The 17,090-nt window shown below is 68.1% G+C and carries 17 protein-coding genes; 13 read left to right on the top strand and 4 right to left on the bottom strand.

Translation table 11 applies throughout. The features are described 5' to 3' along the window. Positions 1 to 37: 37 nt before the first annotated feature. The gene (locus ASD77_RS15720; RefSeq protein WP_055944123.1) at positions 38 to 847 is read right to left on the bottom strand and encodes a tRNA threonylcarbamoyladenosine dehydratase; all 810 of its coding nucleotides are present in this window, start codon (positions 845 to 847) and stop codon (positions 38 to 40) included. 76 nt (positions 848 to 923) lie between these two features. Here ASD77_RS15720 and ASD77_RS15715 point away from each other — a divergent pair, with 76 nt between their 5' ends. Further along, entirely contained in the window at positions 924 to 1,364 is a 441-nt protein-coding gene (locus ASD77_RS15715; protein WP_055944120.1) for a cytochrome c, read from the top strand. A 141-nt stretch (positions 1,365 to 1,505) separates the two neighbouring features. Beyond that, positions 1,506 to 1,982: a glycine zipper 2TM domain-containing protein gene (locus ASD77_RS15710; protein ID WP_055944117.1), complete on the top strand. Its 477-nt coding sequence runs from the start codon at positions 1,506 to 1,508 to the stop codon at positions 1,980 to 1,982. Positions 1,983 to 2,074: 92 nt separating this feature from the next. Here the strand turns inward: ASD77_RS15710 and ASD77_RS15705 are convergent, their stop codons facing one another. Next, positions 2,075 to 2,284, bottom strand: coding sequence for a cold-shock protein (locus tag ASD77_RS15705; RefSeq protein ID WP_055944114.1), 210 nt, complete (start codon positions 2,282 to 2,284; stop codon positions 2,075 to 2,077). Positions 2,285 to 2,513: 229 nt separating this feature from the next. Here ASD77_RS15705 and ASD77_RS15700 point away from each other — a divergent pair, with 229 nt between their 5' ends. From ASD77_RS15700 to ASD77_RS15685, 4 genes are all read left to right on the top strand, one after another. Then, the gene (locus ASD77_RS15700) at positions 2,514 to 2,999 is read left to right on the top strand and encodes a DUF456 domain-containing protein (protein WP_055944111.1); all 486 of its coding nucleotides are present in this window, start codon (positions 2,514 to 2,516) and stop codon (positions 2,997 to 2,999) included. 70 nt (positions 3,000 to 3,069) lie between these two features. Next, the gene (locus ASD77_RS15695) at positions 3,070 to 4,254 is read left to right on the top strand and encodes a phospholipase A (RefSeq protein WP_156383723.1); all 1,185 of its coding nucleotides are present in this window, start codon (positions 3,070 to 3,072) and stop codon (positions 4,252 to 4,254) included. Beyond that, positions 4,254 to 4,673 carry an arsenate reductase (glutaredoxin) gene (arsC, locus tag ASD77_RS15690; RefSeq protein ID WP_055944105.1) on the top strand — a complete coding sequence of 140 codons (420 nt, stop codon included), beginning with the start codon at positions 4,254 to 4,256 and terminating at the stop codon, positions 4,671 to 4,673. Before ASD77_RS15695 ends, arsC begins: the two co-directional genes overlap by 1 nt. 46 nt (positions 4,674 to 4,719) lie before the next feature. Beyond that, positions 4,720 to 5,829 carry a sterol desaturase family protein gene (locus ASD77_RS15685; protein ID WP_055944102.1) on the top strand — a complete coding sequence of 370 codons (1,110 nt, stop codon included), beginning with the start codon at positions 4,720 to 4,722 and terminating at the stop codon, positions 5,827 to 5,829. Between the two features lie 114 nt (positions 5,830 to 5,943). Here ASD77_RS15685 and ASD77_RS15680 read toward each other — a convergent pair whose 3' ends face one another. Both ASD77_RS15680 and ASD77_RS15675 read right to left on the bottom strand, forming a co-directional pair. Continuing rightward, positions 5,944 to 6,579, bottom strand: coding sequence for a glutathione S-transferase family protein (locus ASD77_RS15680; RefSeq protein WP_055944099.1), 636 nt, complete (start codon positions 6,577 to 6,579; stop codon positions 5,944 to 5,946). Between the two features lie 238 nt (positions 6,580 to 6,817). Continuing rightward, positions 6,818 to 8,335 carry a fumarate hydratase gene (locus tag ASD77_RS15675; protein ID WP_055944096.1) on the bottom strand — a complete coding sequence of 506 codons (1,518 nt, stop codon included), beginning with the start codon at positions 8,333 to 8,335 and terminating at the stop codon, positions 6,818 to 6,820. Positions 8,336 to 8,448: 113 nt separating this feature from the next. Between ASD77_RS15675 and ASD77_RS15670 the strand changes: the two genes are divergently transcribed. The 7 genes from ASD77_RS15670 to ASD77_RS15640 all read left to right on the top strand — a co-directional run bounded on the left by ASD77_RS15670 (position 8,449) and on the right by ASD77_RS15640 (position 17,037). Then, the gene (locus tag ASD77_RS15670; protein WP_055944093.1) at positions 8,449 to 9,336 is read left to right on the top strand and encodes an RNA polymerase sigma-70 factor; all 888 of its coding nucleotides are present in this window, start codon (positions 8,449 to 8,451) and stop codon (positions 9,334 to 9,336) included. A gap of 43 nt (positions 9,337 to 9,379) precedes the next feature. Next, positions 9,380 to 9,820, top strand: coding sequence for a carboxymuconolactone decarboxylase family protein (locus tag ASD77_RS15665; RefSeq protein WP_055945019.1), 441 nt, complete (start codon positions 9,380 to 9,382; stop codon positions 9,818 to 9,820). 46 nt (positions 9,821 to 9,866) lie between these two features. Continuing rightward, positions 9,867 to 10,511: a trimeric intracellular cation channel family protein gene (locus tag ASD77_RS15660; RefSeq protein ID WP_055944090.1), complete on the top strand. Its 645-nt coding sequence runs from the start codon at positions 9,867 to 9,869 to the stop codon at positions 10,509 to 10,511. Between the two features lie 126 nt (positions 10,512 to 10,637). Continuing rightward, entirely contained in the window at positions 10,638 to 11,723 is a 1,086-nt protein-coding gene (locus tag ASD77_RS15655; protein WP_055944087.1) for a histidine kinase, read from the top strand. A gap of 3 nt (positions 11,724 to 11,726) precedes the next feature. Next, positions 11,727 to 12,563 carry a LytTR family DNA-binding domain-containing protein gene (locus tag ASD77_RS15650; protein WP_055944084.1) on the top strand — a complete coding sequence of 279 codons (837 nt, stop codon included), beginning with the start codon at positions 11,727 to 11,729 and terminating at the stop codon, positions 12,561 to 12,563. A 244-nt stretch (positions 12,564 to 12,807) separates the two neighbouring features. Next, a complete protein-coding gene (locus tag ASD77_RS15645) occupies positions 12,808 to 15,900 on the top strand; it encodes an efflux RND transporter permease subunit (protein ID WP_055944081.1) in 3,093 nt (1,030 codons plus the stop codon). Positions 15,901 to 15,921: 21 nt separating this feature from the next. Beyond that, a complete protein-coding gene (locus ASD77_RS15640) occupies positions 15,922 to 17,037 on the top strand; it encodes an efflux RND transporter periplasmic adaptor subunit (RefSeq protein ID WP_055944079.1) in 1,116 nt (371 codons plus the stop codon). The last annotated feature ends 53 nt before the right edge of the window (positions 17,038 to 17,090 follow it).

Genomic DNA, 17,090 nt, shown 5'->3' with positions numbered 1-17,090 from the left:
GTCCCTCCCGCGCGCCGGGGCGAGCCGGCTCGGCCGGTCACGCGTCGGCGGCGAGCGACCTGCGCGGTTTCGACAGCAGTTCCAACGCCTTGCCCACCATCGCGAATGCGAATGCGCCGGTGATATGGGTGGCGGCCCCCAGCCCGACGCCGCAATCCAGCTTCAGGGCCGCGTCTGCGCCAAGCTGCGGGCGCAGGCCGCAGACAGTGCCATCGGCTTGCGGATACTTGACGTTTTCCAGCGAATAGACGGCCTGCACGCCGAAGTAGCGTTCCTTGTTCTTCGGGAAGTTGAACTCGGCGCGCAACTTCTTACGCACCAGCGCCAGCAGCGCGTCGTGCTCGGTGCGGGACAGGTCGCGCAGACGGATCTGGGTGGGGTCGGTGCGGCCGCCGGCCGATCCCGACACCACGATCGGCAGCTTGCGGCGCCGGCACCAGGCGATCATCTCGACCTTGACTCGGAAACTGTCGCAGGCATCCAGCACCAGATCGAACCCACGATCCAGCAGGTCCGGCATGTTGGCGGGAGTGAGGAACTGAGGTACGACGTCGACGTCCATCAGCGGATTGATCGCGCGGCAGCGCTCGGCCATCGCCTCGGCCTTGTTGCGTCCGTAGAGGCCTTCCAGGGCAGGCAACTGGCGGTTGGTGTTGGACACGCAGATGTCGTCGGCATCGATCAGGGTCAGATGGCCGACGCCCGAACGCGCCAGTGCTTCCACCACCCACGATCCGACGCCGCCCATGCCTACTACCGCCACGCGCGCAGCCGCATGGCGCTCCACCGTGCCTACGCCATACAGACGATCGATGCCGGCGAACCGGTCCCTGAGTTCTTTCTTCATCGCACCAGTGTAAGCCGTGGCGCAAACCGTGACGGCCGTCGTACCATCACTGCGTCATCCACAAGGAGCCCGCCGCATGGCCAGCCAGCCCGAGACCAAGAAGCCTTCCGCCGCTTCGCGTTACCTGTTCCTGTTCCTGATCGGCCTGGTGGTGGGCGCCATCTGCACGGTGATGGCACTGCGTGCCATCCAGGCGAAGCAGGACCGGTTCCCCGGCAGCGTGATGCAGGTGATGGCCAAGCACTCCGGGCTGTTGGCCGACAAGGTGAAGCAGAACCGCTGCGCCGCCACCGACACCATTCCGCATGTGCGCACGTTGCGGGCGATGGCGAACGATCTGGAGATGGCGTTTCCCGGGATCGCGGACGACCAGCGGTTCAAGACCCACACCAGCCAGTTCCGTGCGGATCTCGATGCCGCCCTGAGCGCACCGCCGACCGACTGCGCCGCCGCCGGTGCGCTGGTCGAAAAAGTGGGGGCGGACTGCAAGGCCTGTCATCAGGACTTCCGCGGATAGGACGCGGCGCGCGACTGAATCGCACCTGACATCCGGGCCGCGCAAGCGGCCCGATTGTCATCATGTTCACGCCCGCCTGTGGAGCATGCGCGACGAAGCGCTGGCCGGTATCGGCAGCCCCACCACCCACAGGAGGCACCCATGAACATGCGTCTGCTCGCCATCGGCCTGACCGCCACCGTCGCCCTCGCCGGCTGCGCCAGCACTTCTCCCGGCTACGGCAACAGCGGCTACGGCGGCGGCTACAACAGCGCACCGGCCAACCGCTATTGCGCCGACTGCGGCATCGTCGAGCGCATCGACGTGGTGCCGTCCGGTCGCACGGCGCCGTCGGCCACCGGCGCGGTGCTGGGCGGCATCGTCGGTGCCGTCGCCGGCCGCCAGATCTCGGATCGCACCGGCGGCAGCGAAGGCAACAAGAATGTCTCCACCGTGGCCGGTGCAGTCGCTGGCGCGGCGGCAGGCAACGCCATCCAGAACCGAACCACCGGCGACACCTACAACGTCACCGTCCGCATGGACGATGGTCGGCGGGTGACGATCAGCCAGCGCGACTTGGGTGGCGTACGCGAGAACACGTACGTCCGCGTCCAGAACGGGCGCGTGGTGATCCGCTGATTGCATCCATTTCCCAGCGCAAAGAAAAAGCCCGGCGTCAGCCGGGCTTTTTCATGGGAGCACGCGCCGGGGCGCGGTTCGGCGATTTAGACTCAGACCGGCTGCACCGCATCGGCCTGCAGGCCCTTCTGGCCCTGCACGACGGTGAAGCTGACCTTCTGGCCTTCCTTCAGGCTCTTGAAGCCCTGGGTCTGGATGGCGCGGAAATGCACGAACACGTCTTCACCATTCTCGCGGCTGATGAAGCCGAAGCCCTTGGCATCGTTGAACCATTTGACGGTTCCGGTTTCACGATCAGACATCTACTTGCTCCTTGAAACGGGTGGTGGATACGCCTGCTGGGCGGCTGGTTGCAAGGAGGAAGCGAGGTACAAGGATGCAGCGGATCATGGATCTACCCCATCAGGCCACGATTCACGGTGACCTTGGCAACGGCAGCGGCCGCACAGTAACCCGGCATTTTGCAAAATGCAAACGCTTGAACGGAAAAGTCAAGCCCCCGGCAACCCCTTGATTCCCTAGGAGATTTGATTGGACATCCAGATGCTCTATTACGCCCTGGCGGTGGTGTTGATCCTGGTGGGCATCGCCGGGGTGGTGCTGCCGGCCCTGCCCGGCCTGCCGCTGGTGTTCGCGGGCATGCTGCTGGCCGCCTGGGCCGGCGACTTCCAGCAGATCGGCTGGGTGACGTTGGTGGTGCTGGGCCTGCTGACCGCGCTGTCGTTCGCCGCGGACATCTTTTCCACGGCCATCGGGGCGCAGCGCGTCGGCGCCAGCCGCAAGGCGCTGTGGGGCACGGTGATCGGTACGTTCGCCGGCCTGTTCTTCATGCCGATCGGCCTGCTGGCGGGCCCCTTCGTCGGTGCGCTGCTCGGCGAGCTGTGGCACGGGCGTGAACTGCGGCAGGCGACCAAGGTGGGCCTGGGTACCTGGCTGGGCATCGTGCTGGGCGTGGTGCTGAAGCTGGGCCTGACCTTCGCGATGGTCGGCCTGTTCGTGTTCGCCTGGATCTTCTGAGCGTGCCTGCACGCGCGCCGTCCCGCCCGACTGGCAGAATGTCGCCCTCCCCCGACCGAGTCCCCGCATGATGCAACGCACCCGACTGCTGCCGCTGGTCATCGGCGTCACTGTTTCCTTCGCCAGCCAGGCGCAGGAAAGCCCGCCCGCTGCGGCATCGGCCGAAGCCTGCTTGCTGCTGGAAAACGATGCCGCGCGCCTGGCCTGCTACGACAGCGCGCTGGGGCGAACGGCCGCCGACACCCGTCGTGCCGACCAGGAGGCACTGGCGGCGAAGGAGGCCGAAGCCGAAGCCCGGGCCAAGGCGCGCGCCGACGCCCGCGCCGAAGCCGAAGCGGCCAAGGCGGCCGACCTGCCGTTGAGCGAACGTGCGCGCCGACGCATGGGGGTCTGGTTCCGTGTCGATGACGCGGCCGAGGCCGACCTGATCGCCAACGCCGGCCGCGGTTCGCTGCTCGACAGCCGCTGGGAGCTGGCCAAGGACTCCAAGCTGGGCGTGTTCCAGTTGCGTGCGTACAAGCCGATGTACCTGTTGCCGGCGTTCTGGACCAGCCAGGTCAACGAGACCCCCTCGTCTCCCAATCCGGACAATACGGTCACCGAAGCGCAGGAACTGCAGGACATCGAAGCCAAGTTCCAGCTGAGCTTCAAGACCAAGTTCGCGGAGAACGTGTTCGGCGACAACGGCGACATCTGGGGCGCCTACACCCAGAGCTCGCGCTGGCAGGTCTACAACGGCGAGGAATCGCGTCCGTTCCGCGAGACCAACTACGAACCGGAAGTGATGCTGGTGTTCCGCAACAACTACAGCATCGCCGGCTGGAAGGGACGGATGGCCGGCATCGGCATCAACCACCAGTCCAACGGCCGCAGCGACCCGCTGTCGCGCAGCTGGAACCGCGTCATCGCCACCATCGGCCTGGACCGCGACAACTGGGCCTTCGTGGTGCGCCCCTGGTACCGCGTGCCGGACGGCAACGACGACGACAACCCCGATATCGAGAACTACATCGGCCGCGGCGACGCGATGCTGACCTACGCGCGCGACGGCCACATCTTCACCGTGCTCGGCCGGCATTCGCTGCGGGGCGGCGATGAATCGCATGGCGCGCTGCAACTGGACTACGGCTTCCCGATCAACCGCGCGTTCCGCGGCCATGTGCAGGTATTCCATGGCTACGGCGAGAGCCTGATCGACTACAACCACAAGGCTACCTACGTCGGCTTGGGTATCTCGCTGCTGGACTGGTACTAATGGACGAGGTGACGATCTACCACAACCCCGCCTGCGGCACCTCGCGAAATACGCTGGGACTGATCCGCAACGCCGGTATCGAGCCGCAGGTGATCGAGTATCTGCAGTGGCCGCCGGACCGCGCCACGTTGCGGTCGCTGATCGATGCCATGCAGGTGCCCGTGCGCGATGTCGTCCGGGCGAAGGAACCCCTCTACGCCGAACTCCGCCTGGCCGATGCTGGTGACGACGCACTGGTCGACGCGATGCTGGCGCATCCGGTGCTGATCAACCGGCCGATCGTGGTGACCGCCCTGGGCACGAAACTGTGCCGTCCTTCCGAAGCTGTCCTGGACATCCTGCCGCAGCCGCAACGCGGAGCCTTCAACAAGGAAGATGGCGAAGCGGTCATCGATGCGGCCGGAAACCGCATCCGCTGACGTAATATCCCGCGCAGGAATCCCCATCGCCTGCCAGGGAAGCACCATGTCACGCCAGCGCCGCTCGTTCTTCGCGTACTCATCCGCCCTGCTCGGGCTGCTGAGCCTGATGGCCGTGGCCTGCTTCCATTTCCCGGAACTGCTCACCAGCAAGGAGTTCCGCGCGGCCTACAACGAGCAGTTCGCCCGCCACCTGCTGCTGGTCGGACTGGCCGCCGCGTTCGCGATGGGTACCTGGGCGATCCTGCGCGACCGCAACAAGCGCATCGCGCTGGTCGGCGTAGGCAGTGCCACGCTGGCCGTGTTGTTCGGCGGCACCAACGTGCAGTTCGACGCGATCGGCAAGACGCCGTACTCGCTCGGGCTGGACTGGTTCGTCATCTCGCTGTTCTTCTCGGCGCTGGTGTTCGTGCCGCTGGAACACTACCTGGGCAAGCGCCGCATCTCGCCGCTGCGGCCCGGCTGGCGCACCGACGTCAGCTACTTCTTCATGAGCCACATGCTGGTGCAGTTCATCCTGATCCTGGTGACCGCATCGACCTCGACCATCGCAGGGCTGGCGGCGTTCCCCGCGTTGAAGAATGCGATCCAGTCGCTGCCGGTGTGGGCGCAGTTCCTGATCGCGGTGTTCGTGGCCGACCTGGCGCAGGCACTGCTGCACCGCGCGTACCACAACATTCCGTGGCTCTGGCGCTTCCATGCCGTGCACCACTCCAGCCGCGAGATGGACTGGCTGGCCGGCTCGCGCATCCATATCGTGGAGATCGTGCTGACCCGCAGCGCGGTGCTGCTGCCGCTGCTGGTGCTGGGCTTCTCGACGCCGGCGGTGAACGCGTACGTGATCCTGGTCGGCCTGCAGGCCGTGCTGGCGCACGCCAATCTGGGCATCCGCTTCGGCTGGCTGGAGTACCTGCTGGTGCTGCCACGCTACCACCACTGGCACCACGCACGCCACAAGGACTACCTGGACGTGAACTACGCCATCCACCTGCCGCTGGTGGACATGCTGATGGGCACGTTCAAGCTGCCGCCGAAGCAGGAAGACTGGCCGGAGGAATACGGCGTGATGAAGCTGGAGACCGTGCCGCGCGGCATCGTGCGCCAGCACCTGATGCCGTTCCAGGGTGGCCGGAAGTTCGACGAATACGTGGACTGAGCGAGTGCGTTGACCGATGTGGGAGCGACGTAAGTCGCGAGCTTTTCCATCGGCGCGCGTGGATTCAATCTCGGGACTTCGCGACTTACGTCGCTCCCACAAGACACACCCCGGTCAAGTCCAGTCCGTCAGCCCCTCGCGGGCATAGACTTCCCTGAAGCTCGGCAGCGCCTTCATGCGCTGGGCATGGGCGTGCAGCGCCGGCCAGGTATCGGTCGGCTTCGGCATGTTGCGCGACCAGCGCATCAGCATGGTCAGCAGGAAGTCCGCGGCACTGCGCTGCGCGCCCAGCAGGTAGGGGCCGTGCGCCTCCAGATGGTCGGCGACCTGGCCCCACGCCTTCTCCAGCTTCGCCCGGGCATGCTCCCGTGTGGCTTGAACGTTGGGCTCGCCGGCGATCTCGTCCGAATAGAACCAGGCGCGGTACGCCGGCATCAGCGTGTTGGCGCAGAACAGCATCCAGCGGTAGTACTGGGCGCGCTGGGTGGTGGCCACGGCCGGTGCCAGTTCCGCGCGCGGATGCGTATCGGCCAGATGCATCAGGATCGCGGCGGTTTCGGTGATCACCTGCCCGTCCATCATCAGCGTGGGCACCACGCCGGCGGGATTGAGTTTCAGGTAGTCGTCGGATTTCTGGTCGCGCTTGTCGAAGTCCAGCTCGTGCAGCTCATGGGGGATGCCCAGCTCGATGAGCAGCCAGTGGACGACCAGGCTGGCGGTGCTGCGGGAGTAGTAGAGCGTTGTCGACATGCAGTGGCTCCTGGAGTCAAAGCCCCTCTCCCTGCGGGAGAGGGGTTGGGGGCGCCACCGTAGCGTATCGAACCCGACCTCCAGGAACGAGCCGCAGCGCGTCGTGACGGCGAACTATCGGCTGTTCAACTCAATCTGCTCGCTGTGGCTCGTTCTTAACCCCGGCTCGGGAACGCCGGCGTGGCACACCCTCATCCGCCCTACGGGCACCTTCTCCCGCAGGGAGAAGGGAACAGCGTTACGCCACCACCACCGGGATCTTCCCGATCCGCGCCTGCCACTCCTTCGGACCGGTGTTGTGCACCGAGGTGCCCTGCGAATCGACGGCTACTGTCACCGGCATGTCCTGCACGGTGAACTCGTAGATGGCTTCCATGCCCAGGTCGGCGAAACCGACGACCTTCGCCGCCTTGATCGCCTTCGACACCAGGTACGCCGCGCCACCGACCGCCATCAGGTAGGCCGACTGGTGCTTGCGGATCGCCTCGATGGCGGCCGGGCCGCGCTCAGCCTTGCCGACCATGCCCAGCAGGCCGGTCTGCGCCAGCACCTGCTCGGTGAACTTGTCCATGCGCGTGGCGGTGGTCGGGCCGGCGGGGCCGACGACTTCGTCGCGCACCGGATCGACCGGGCCGACGTAGTAGATGAAGCGGCCTTTCAGATCGACTGGCAGCGGCTCGCCCTTGTTGAGCATGTCGACCATGCGCTTGTGCGCGGCATCGCGGCCGGTCAGCAGCTTGCCGTTGAGCAGCAGTACTTCGCCGGGCTTCCAGCTGGCCACGTCCTCGCGGGTCAGCGTGTCGAGATCGACGCGACGGCCCTTGGAGGCGTCGTAGGTCAGTTCCGGCCAGTCTTCCAGCGACGGCGGATCCAGCATCACCGGGCCGCTGCCGTCGAGGGTGAAGTGCGCATGGCGGGTGGCGGCGCAGTTCGGGATCATCGCCACGGGCAGGTTGGCCGCGTGGGTCGGGTAATCCCTGACCTTGATGTCGAGCACGGTGGTCAGGCCGCCCAGCCCCTGCGCGCCGATGCCGAGCGCGTTGACCTTCTCGTACAGTTCCAGCCGCAGTTCTTCGGCACGGTTGCTGGCGCCGCGGGCCTGCAGCTCGGTGATGTCGATCGGCTCCATCAGCGATTCCTTGGCCAGCAGCATCGCCTTCTCGGCGGTGCCGCCGATGCCGATGCCGAGCATGCCCGGCGGGCACCAGCCGGCGCCCATGGTCGGCACGGTCTTCAGCACCCAGTCGACGATGGAATCGGAGGGGTTGAGCATGGCGAACTTCGACTTCGCCTCGGAGCCGCCGCCCTTCGCGGCGACGATCACCTCGACCGTGTTGCCCGGGACGACCTTGACGTTGACCACGCCCGGCGTGTTGTCCTTCGTGTTGGTGCGCTTGCCGGCAGGATCGGCCAGCACGCTGGCGCGCAGCTTGTTGTCCGGGTGGTTGTAGGCACGGCGCACGCCTTCGTGGACCATGTCCTCCACGCCCATCGTGGCGTCATCCCAGCGCACGTCCATGCCGATCTCGAGGAAAACGGTGACGATGCCGGTGTCCTGGCAGATCGGGCGATGGCCCTCGGCGCACATGCGCGAATTGATCAGGATCTGGGCGATGGCGTCCTTCGCCGCCGGGGACTCCTCGCGCTCGTAGGCGGCGGCGAGGCTCTTGATGTAATCGACGGGATGGTAGTAGCTGATGTACTGCAGGCCATCGGCGATGGACTGGATGAGGTCTTCCTGCTTGATCGAGGTCATGGGACGAAAAGCCGGGGCTGCCGGTGGGGTCGCGGGCGGAAGCCGCCATTTTAGGCCAAAGTGGCCCCTCGCCCGGCTGTCACGCCACGTCACCCTGCCCCGTCTTTGGTCGCATGAACGCCGAAACCACCTTCGAGACCCATCGTGGCCGCCTGTTCGGACTGTCCTACCGGCTGCTCGGCAGCCGCAGCGACGCCGAAGACGTGGTGCAGGACACCTGGCTGCGCTGGCAGCAGGCCGACACGACCGGCATCCGCGACCCGGAAGCCTGGCTGGTCACCGCCGTCACGCGCCTGGGCATCGACCGCCTGCGTGCCGCCCGCGTGCAGCGCGAGCACTACACCGGCCCATGGCTGCCGGCGCCGTCGGAGATCGACGAATCCCCCACGCCGGAACGGTCCGCAGAAGTCGCCGAGCAGGTGTCGCTGGCTTTCCTTGCCGTGCTGGAGCGACTGGGCCCGGAAGAGCGCGCGGCCTTCCTGCTGAAGGAAGCCTTCGACTACGACTACGCACAGATCGCCCCGCTGCTGGGACAGAGCGAAGCGAACTGCCGGCAGATGGTGCATCGCGCCCGCGAACGCGTGCAGGCGGGCCGCCCGCGCTTCGAGGTGGCGCCGGAACACCATCGCCAGCTGCTCGAGCGCTTCATGCGTGCGGCGCAGCGCGGCGACCAGCCGGCGATCACGGCCCTGCTGAGCGAAGACGCGCGACTGGTGTCCGATGGCGGCGGCAAGGCGCTGGCGGTGACGCGACCGCTGCTGGGTGCGGTGCGCATCGCCCGCCTGTTCTGGGCCGCCTACCGCCGGCATGACCCCGCCATTGCGTGGCGCATGGGCGCGGTCAATGGCGAGCCGGCGATCCTGCGTTACCGCGACGGCGTGCTGGTGGCGGTGATGGTGGCGGTGAGCGATGGCGAGCGCATCAGCGAGCTGTTCACCGTCGCCAACCCCGACAAGTTGGGTACGGCTGTCACGGCGAAGGACGGTGGTGCGTCCTGGTAGTGAAGGTGGCCATCGTGGTCGCCATTGAGGCACTGCCATGAGCATGAAGTTCCATCGCGTCGACTATCCGAAGCACGTCCCTGAAGCCTTCCGCGGCCTGTATGCCACCAGCACCGCCCTACACAACGGTGCACTGGGCAAGGAGTTCCTCGAGCTGATCTTCCTGCGCGTCTCGCAGATCAACGGCTGCGCCTACTGCATGGACATGCACGGCGGCGCGTTGCGCAAGGCCGGGGTGGAGCCGCGCAAGCTGGATACGCTGGCCGGCTGGCGCGACAGCCGATTTTTCGATGCCCGCGAAGGCGTTGCGCTGGCCTGGGCCGAACAGCTGACCACCTTGCCGGCGGGCGCACCGGCCGATGCCACCTACGAGGCACTGAAAGACCACTTCGACGAGGCCGGCATTGCCGAACTGACCATGGCCGTGGCCACGATCAATGCCTGGAACCGCCTGGGCGTGGGCATGCAGCCCATCCTGCCCTGATCGCCCAGCCCTCGCAGGCCCGCCATGCCGGCGGCACAATGCCGGCATGGATACCCTCGTCCTCATCCTCGACCTGGTGGGCACCTTCGTGTTCGCCCTCAGCGGCGCCACGCTGGGCGTGCGCCGCCGCCTGGACATCTTCGGCGTGCTGGTGCTGTCGTTCATCGCCGCGACCGCCGGCGGCATCACCCGCGACCTGCTGATCGGGGCGACGCCGCCGGCCGCTCTCAGCGACTGGCGCTATCCGGTGACCTCGCTGGCCGCCGGCATCGTGACGTTCTTCCGTGCCCCGTTGATCGAGAAGCTGCACCACCCCGTGCGCATGTTCGATGCGATGGGGCTGGCGCTGTTCGCCGTGGCCGGCACGCAGAAGGCACTGGAATACGGCATCTGGCCGCCGATGGCCGCCGGCATGGGCATGCTGACCGGCATCGGCGGCGGGATCGCCCGCGATCTGCTGCTGGCGCAGGTGCCGCTGGTGCTGCGGGCCGAACTGTATGCGGTCGCGGCGCTGGCCGGTGCGCTGGTGGTGGCGCTGGGCCACTGGCTGTCGTTGCCAGCGCTGCCCTGCGCTCTGGTCGGCGCCGGGCTGTGCTTCGGCCTGCGGATGATGGCGGTGACCTACGGCTGGCACCTGCCGGTCGCCCTGCAGTCCGGCGGCGAAGGCGAGCCGCCCGGGCCATTGCAGTGACCGGGCAGCGCTGCTCGGTCGGACAGGCCGCGGCTGCGCCAAAGCGTGCCTGCCGCCCGTCGAGCCGAGCCGCCCGCGCGGACCGACGGCGTTAGCATGGCGGCACCTGCGTCCACTTCCTCCCTCATGGCCATCGCGTCCTCGCATCCGCTCGACCTGACCCGCAAGCAACCGTTCTGGATGCTGCAGGTGGGCGGCTGGATCGCCTACTTCACGCTCGGCTCGCTGCAGGCGCTCGCCTACGGCAAGCCGTCCGGCTACTGGATCGTGCCGTTTACCGCCGCCTGCACCGGCTTCGTCGCGACCCTGGGACTGCGCCAGCTGCTGCGTGCCTGCTGGTCGCTGCCGCCGCCCGTGCTGACGGCGATCATGGTGTTGCCGATGCTGGCGGCGTCGACCGTGATGAACCTGACCAGTCGCGCGGTGATGCTGCGGTTCTGCGAAGAATGCGCCCCGGCCAACCGGCTGGAGTTCGTGGCGCATTCGCTCAGCTACATCTACGTGGTGCTGGCCTGGGTGGGCCTGTATCTCGGCCTGAAGTACTACCGGCAACTGCAGGACCAGACCCAGCGCACGCTGGCCGCTCGCAGCATGGCCCACCAGGCGCAGCTGAAGATGCTGCGCTACCAGTTGAACCCGCACTTCCTGTTCAACACGCTCAACGCCATCTCCACCCTGATCCTGGACCGCGACAACGCCACCGCCAACCGCATGGTGCAGAGCCTGTCGTCGTTCCTGCGCCACTCGCTGGACAACGATCCGATGCAGCGCGTCACGCTGCGGCAGGAGCTGGACGCGCTGACCCTGTACCTGGACATCGAGAAGATCCGCTTCGCCGACCGCCTGCGCATCGAGACCGCCATCGACGAGGACTGCTGGCGCGCGCTGCTGCCCAGCCTGTTGCTGCAGCCGCTGGTGGAGAACGCCATCAAGTACGCGGTGGCCAAGCAGGTCGCCGGCGGCCTGTTGCGGATCGAGGCCGAGCGCGATGGCGACCGGCTGGTGCTGCGGGTGATCGATGACGGCCCCGGCTGCAGCGCGCTCGAAGGCGACCAGCTGCCGCCCGGCAAGGGCGTGGGCCTGCGCAACACGCGCGAACGGCTGCAGGTGCTGTATGGCGAAGCCAGCGGCTTTGCCGTGCACAACCGCGAGCGCGGCATCGAGGTGACGCTGCGGTTGCCCTTCGAAACCTCGCAGACGCGCGGAGACTGAGGCATGGACACCGCCGCTTCCACCCCGCTGCGCGCGCTCATCGTGGACGACGAACCGCTCGCCCGCCGCGGCTTGGAGATCCGTCTCGCCGCGCACCCGGACGTGGAGATCGTCGGCCACTACGGCGACGGCGCGTCGGCCATCGCCGGCCTGCGCGAGCATCGCCCAGACCTGATGTTCCTCGACGTGCAGATGCCGGGCATGGATGGGTTCCAGGCGCTGCGTGCGATTCCCGCCAGCGAGATGCCGCTGGTGGTGTTCGTGACCGCCTACGACCACTACGCCATCCGCGCCTTCGAGGCATCGGCCACCGACTACCTGCTCAAGCCGGTGGAGGAATCGCGCCTGGCGCAGGCCCTGTCGCGCGTGCGCCAGGCCCGCGCGCAGCGCGAGGCCAGCGGCCATTGCGCGCACCTGCTCGGTCTGCTGGGCGAACTCAGCGGCCGTCCGCCGCTGGACCTGGACGATGCGCTCAAGCCGGATGCGCTGGACCTGCTGCGCCGCGAGGAAAAGCTCGCCGTGCGCGACGGCGGCCGCACCGTGCGCGTGGACCTACACAGCATCCGCTGGATCGATGCGGCCGGCGACTACATGTGCATCCACACCGACGGCGACGGCCCGAACGGCAACACCCTGATCCTGCGCGCCACCATGCGCGACCTGGAAAAGCAGCTGGACCCGCAGCGCTTCCCGCGCATCCACCGTTCCACCATCGTCAATGCGCGCCGCGTGGTGGAAATGCGCCCCCACACCAACGGCGAGAGCTTCCTGCGACTGGATTGCGGACAGGAACTCAAGCTGTCGCGCAGCCATCGCGACAAGCTGTCGGTGTTGCTCTGAGCGTTGCCTGCTTGCTGTGGGAGCGACGTAAGTCGCGATGACGGACCTTGATGCGGCCATCGCGACTTACGTCGCTCCCACATCGGCTACGCCAAGCCGGCGTAACGTGGATTTCCAACGCTCGGTTCATCGCACGCGCTCCACCGCTCGCCGCAACGCCGCGCATCGCATGACTTCCGGGCCATAACCCCACCGCAGGACACGCGCATCGTGCGCTCCGCCGACCACCACGCGGACCTGCACGATGAAACTCACCGACGCTTCCCTGCGCAATCCCGCCGCCGTCGCGGTAGTGGTGGCGATGGTCTGCGCCTTGGGCCTGATGAGCCTGTTGAAGCTGCCGCTGCAGTTGTTCCCCGACATCGAACGGCCGCAGATGTCGATCCAGACCGCGTGGCGCGCGGCCTCGCCGCAGGAGATGGAGTCGGAGATCGTCGAGCCCATCGAGGCGGTGATGCAGGGCCTGCCGGGGCTGGAGGAGATTGCCTCCAACGTCAATGCCGGCAACAGCTTCATCAACCTGACCTTCGCCGTCGGCAGCGACATGGATGCGATGCTGGTGGAAGTGCTGTCGCGGATGAACCGCCTGCAGCCGCTGCCGCGCGATGCCACACCACCGGTCGTGCAGGCCGGCGCCGACAACGCCAATAATTCGCTGACCTATTTCTTCGTGCAGAAGCTGCCGGGCACGAGCGGCGACATCCTCGATTACCGGCAGATGATCGAGGACCGCATCGTGCCGCGGCTGACGTCGGTGGACGGCGTAGCGGGCGTGGAGATCAATGGCGGCGCCGAGGACGAGCTGACCATCACGCTCGACCTGGAACGCGCCGCGGCGCTCGGCATCCAGATTCCCGATGTCGCCGCCGTTGCCGCCCGTGCGACCGACGTCTCCGGTGGCGTGGTCGAAGCCGGTCGCCGCGAATACGTGCTGCGCTTCGCCGGCCGCTATTCGCCCGAGACGATGGGCGACCTGATCCTCGCCTGGCGCGACGGCCGGCCCGTGCGGCTGCGCGATGTCGCCGCGGTGGAAGTGAAGCGGCCCGAGCAGCGATTCTTCGCCTACCAGAACGGCAATCCGGCGATCGGGCTGCGCATCCTGCGCGAGAGCGGCGCCAATGTACTGGACACGCTGGACGAGGTGAAGCGCGTCGTCGCCGACGTGCGCGAACAGGAACTGAAGCCGCTCGGCCTGGACATTGCGCAGAGTTTCGACGCCTCGGTCTTCATCAACCGTGCGCTCGGCCTGCTGTCCGGCAGCCTCACCGCCGGCGTGCTGCTGGCCATCGGCTGCCTGTGGTGGTTCCTGCGCGACGTGCGCGCCACCGCGCTGATCGCCTGCGCGATTCCCATTTCGCTGCTGGCGACCTTCATCGTGTTGCAGCTGACCGGCCGCAGCCTCAACGTCATCTCGCTGGCGGGCCTCGCATTCGCGGTGGGCATGGTGATGGATGCGGCCGTCGTGGTGGCCGAGAACATCGTGCGCCTGCGCGAGCAGGGCCTGCCGGCCGGCCGCGCCGCCCTGGAAGGCACGCGCCAGGTGGGCGGCGCGCTGGTCGCGTCCACGCTGACCACGGTGGCGGTGTTCCTGCCGGTGATCTTCATGGACGACGTGGAAGGCCAGCTGTTCGCCGACCTCGCACTGACCATCTCCATCGCCGTGGGCATCTCGCTGCTGGTGGCGGTCACCGTGCTGCCCGCGGCGGCCGGCACCTGGTTGCGCACGCGGCCGGGCGATGGCGCGCGGCACCGTGCCTGGTCGCACATCAGCGACTGGGCGCTGCGCGTCACCCGGGGTCGCAGGCGCCAGTGGACCTGGGTCGGTGCGCTGGTGCTCGCCCCTGCACTGCTGGCGGCGCTGCTGATGCCGCAGATCGACTACCTGCCGCCGGTCAAGCGCGCGGCCGTGGATGCCTTCTTCAACTTCCCGCCGGGCATGAGTCCGGAGCGCGTCAACCGCGAGATCGCGCCCCTCGTGCTTGAGCGGATGCGCCCGTACATGGAGGGCGAGAAGGGCCCGCAGCTGAGCAACTGGTACCTCAACCTGTGGCCCGGCGGCGGCTCGCTGGGTGCGCGCGTGGTGGATCCGGACGACATCGGCGAACTGGAGCGTATCGTCCGCGACGAGATCGTCGTCGGCTTCCCCGACACCCGCGCCTTCGCCAGCGAGGGCGAGCTGTTCGGCAGCTTCGGCGGCTCGGCGCGCGCCATCGCCATCCATCTGCAGCATGGCGACGGCGATGCCCTGGCGCGGGCGGCCGAAGCGGGCCGCAAGCTGCTGTCGGACCGCTTCGCCGGGGCCAACGTGCAGGCCTGGCCGAATGCGGATGCCGGCACGCCGGAACTGCGCATCAACCCCGACGACCGCCGGCTGGCCGAAGTCGGCTGGCGCCGTCCGGAGCTGGGCACGGTGGTGCGTGCACTGGGCGATGGCCAGTGGCTGGGCGAGTACTTCGACGGCGACCGCCGCCTGGCGATCATCCTGCGCAGCAATCGCGACGACGATGTCGAGCGCCTCGGTGCCGCGCCGCTCGCCACGCCGCAGGGCGGCGTGCTGAGCCTGGCCGACCTGGCGCAGGTGGATACGGTGCTGGCGCCCAACCAGCTGCGCCGGATCGACCGTCGCCGCACGGTGACGCTGACCGTGGATCCGCCCGCGGCGATGTCGCTGGAAGAAGCGCTGGACATCGTCAACGGCGAGATCGTGCCGTCGCTGCGCGCCGCCCTGCCGCCGGACGCGGCCATCCGCATCTCCGGCAGCGCCGACCGGCTGGGCGAAGTGGTGCGCAGCATGGGCGCCAACTTCGCCCTGGCGCTGGTGGTGCTGTTCATGCTGATGGCGGCGATGTTCAAGTCGCTGCGCGACAGCGCCTTCGTCATGGCGACGCTGCCGATGGCCGTGCTGGGTGGCGTGGCCGGACTGCGCGTGCTGGATCTCGCCGCCGGACAGACACTGGACCTGCTGTCGATGATCGGCTTCATCATGCTGCTGGGCATGGTGATCAACAACGCCATCCTGCTGGTGGCGCAGGCACGCGACGCGCAGGCCGCCGGTGCCTCGCTGGACGACGCGCTGAAGCAGGCACTGGACCAGCGCCTGCGGCCGATCCTGATCGCCGCGCTCACCGGTGTACTCGGCGCGCTGCCGATGGCGATCAACCCCGGCCCCGGCGCGGTGATCTACCGCGGACTGGCCGCCGTGTCGGTCGGCGGTGTCGCCCTGAGCCTGCTGTTCACCGTGGTGCTGGTGCCCGCGCTGTTGCGGCTGGCGGGCGAACGCACGCCGCAGCCGGCACGCGACGCGCTCGACGCATCGCTTTCCCACCCTGCTTCCTGACCCCCGCTCCGGAGAATCCCCATGCGTTCCCTGCACAAGCTGCTGATCGCCCTCGCGCTGGCCGGCGTCCTCGCCCTCCCCCTGCTGAAACGGGACGCCGACGCCAGCGCACCTGCCGACACCGCCGACGCGCCCGCTGCCATCGTCAGTGTGGCGCCCGCGATCAACGCGCCGTTCTCCCCGCGCCACTGGTCGCCGGGCAGCATCATCAGCCGCCGCGATGCCCGCGTGGCAAGCGAGCAGGAGGGGCGCGTGGTCGAGGTGGTCGAGGTAGGCCAGCGCGTGCGTAAAGGCCAGGCACTGGCGGTACTCGACGACACCGCGCTGCGCCTGCGCGAACAGGAAGGCCAGGCCGACCTCGCGCGCATCCAGGCGCAACTGGCGCTGGCCAACCGGCAGGAGCAGCGCTACGCGCAGCTCGCCGCGCAGCAGAACATCGCCCGCGCGCAGTACGATCAATTGCGTGCTGACCGCGACGTGCTGGCGCAGGAGCGCGCCGGCGTGCTGGCGCAACTGGCGCAGACGCGCCATCAGCGCACGCAGATGGTGGTGCGCGCGCCGTTCGACGGCATCGTCGCCGAGCGGCATACGCAACTCGGCGAATACCTGGTCACCGGCGGTTCGGTGGCACGGGTGGTGGACACCGGCGCGCAGGAAGTGCGCGTGCGTGCCCCGGTGGACCTGGCCCGTCACCTGGCAGCCGGCACCGAGGTGCGCGTGCGCAGCGCGGGCGAAGAAGGCACCTACCGGGTCAGCGCCCTGGTGCCGGTCGGCGACGAAACCTCGCGGCAGCTGGAACTGCGCATCGCGGTGCAGGGCCTGGACATTCCCGTCGGCACCGCCGTGGACGTGGGCCTGCCGAGCGCCGCGACGCGCACGGTGGTGGCGGTGCCGCGCGACGCGGTGATGCTGCGCCGGGAAGGCGATTTCGTCGTGCGCGTGGATGCGTCCGGCAAGGCCGAGCGCGTGCCGGTGAAGACCGGCGCCGACATGGACGGCATGGTCGAAGTGACCGGCAGCGTCCGCGTCGGCGACCGCCTGGTGATCCGCGGCGGCGAACGCGTCGAGCCCGGCCAGCGACTCGACATCCAGCCGCTCGAGATGGGGCCGTCCGGCCCGGCGGTGGCGATGCACTGACGCCACAGCCACGATGGCCGCGGGCCGCGCGCCGCCCCTTCACTGACGGCGAC

The organism is Pseudoxanthomonas sp. Root65 (genome assembly GCF_001427635.1).
Taxonomy (GTDB): Bacteria; Pseudomonadota; Gammaproteobacteria; order Xanthomonadales; family Xanthomonadaceae; genus Pseudoxanthomonas_A.
Note: the sequence above shows the minus strand (reverse complement) of the source record. Positions and strands in the feature narration are given on the sequence as shown.

Excerpts from the sequence above, each read along its gene's own strand:
- ASD77_RS15645 (WP_055944081.1), top strand. The coding sequence starts at position 12,808 with ATGAAACTCACCGACGCTTCCCTGCGCAATCCCGCCGCCGTCGCGGTA.
- ASD77_RS15660 (WP_055944090.1), top strand. The coding sequence starts at position 9,867 with ATGGATACCCTCGTCCTCATCCTCGACCTGGTGGGCACCTTCGTGTTC.
- ASD77_RS15665 (WP_055945019.1), top strand. The coding sequence starts at position 9,380 with ATGAAGTTCCATCGCGTCGACTATCCGAAGCACGTCCCTGAAGCCTTC.
- ASD77_RS15715 (WP_055944120.1), top strand. The coding sequence starts at position 924 with ATGGCCAGCCAGCCCGAGACCAAGAAGCCTTCCGCCGCTTCGCGTTAC.
- ASD77_RS15680 (WP_055944099.1), bottom strand. The coding sequence starts at position 6,579 with ATGTCGACAACGCTCTACTACTCCCGCAGCACCGCCAGCCTGGTCGTC.
- ASD77_RS15695 (WP_156383723.1), top strand. The coding sequence starts at position 3,070 with ATGCAACGCACCCGACTGCTGCCGCTGGTCATCGGCGTCACTGTTTCC.
- ASD77_RS15675 (WP_055944096.1), bottom strand. The coding sequence starts at position 8,335 with ATGACCTCGATCAAGCAGGAAGACCTCATCCAGTCCATCGCCGATGGC.
- ASD77_RS15705 (WP_055944114.1), bottom strand. The coding sequence starts at position 2,284 with ATGTCTGATCGTGAAACCGGAACCGTCAAATGGTTCAACGATGCCAAG.
- ASD77_RS15685 (WP_055944102.1), top strand. The coding sequence starts at position 4,720 with ATGTCACGCCAGCGCCGCTCGTTCTTCGCGTACTCATCCGCCCTGCTC.
- ASD77_RS15670 (WP_055944093.1), top strand. The coding sequence starts at position 8,449 with ATGAACGCCGAAACCACCTTCGAGACCCATCGTGGCCGCCTGTTCGGA.
- ASD77_RS15650 (WP_055944084.1), top strand. The coding sequence starts at position 11,727 with ATGGACACCGCCGCTTCCACCCCGCTGCGCGCGCTCATCGTGGACGAC.
- ASD77_RS15655 (WP_055944087.1), top strand. The coding sequence starts at position 10,638 with ATGGCCATCGCGTCCTCGCATCCGCTCGACCTGACCCGCAAGCAACCG.
- ASD77_RS15720 (WP_055944123.1), bottom strand. The coding sequence starts at position 847 with ATGAAGAAAGAACTCAGGGACCGGTTCGCCGGCATCGATCGTCTGTAT.
- ASD77_RS15710 (WP_055944117.1), top strand. The coding sequence starts at position 1,506 with ATGAACATGCGTCTGCTCGCCATCGGCCTGACCGCCACCGTCGCCCTC.
- ASD77_RS15640 (WP_055944079.1), top strand. The coding sequence starts at position 15,922 with ATGCGTTCCCTGCACAAGCTGCTGATCGCCCTCGCGCTGGCCGGCGTC.
- arsC (WP_055944105.1), top strand. The coding sequence starts at position 4,254 with ATGGACGAGGTGACGATCTACCACAACCCCGCCTGCGGCACCTCGCGA.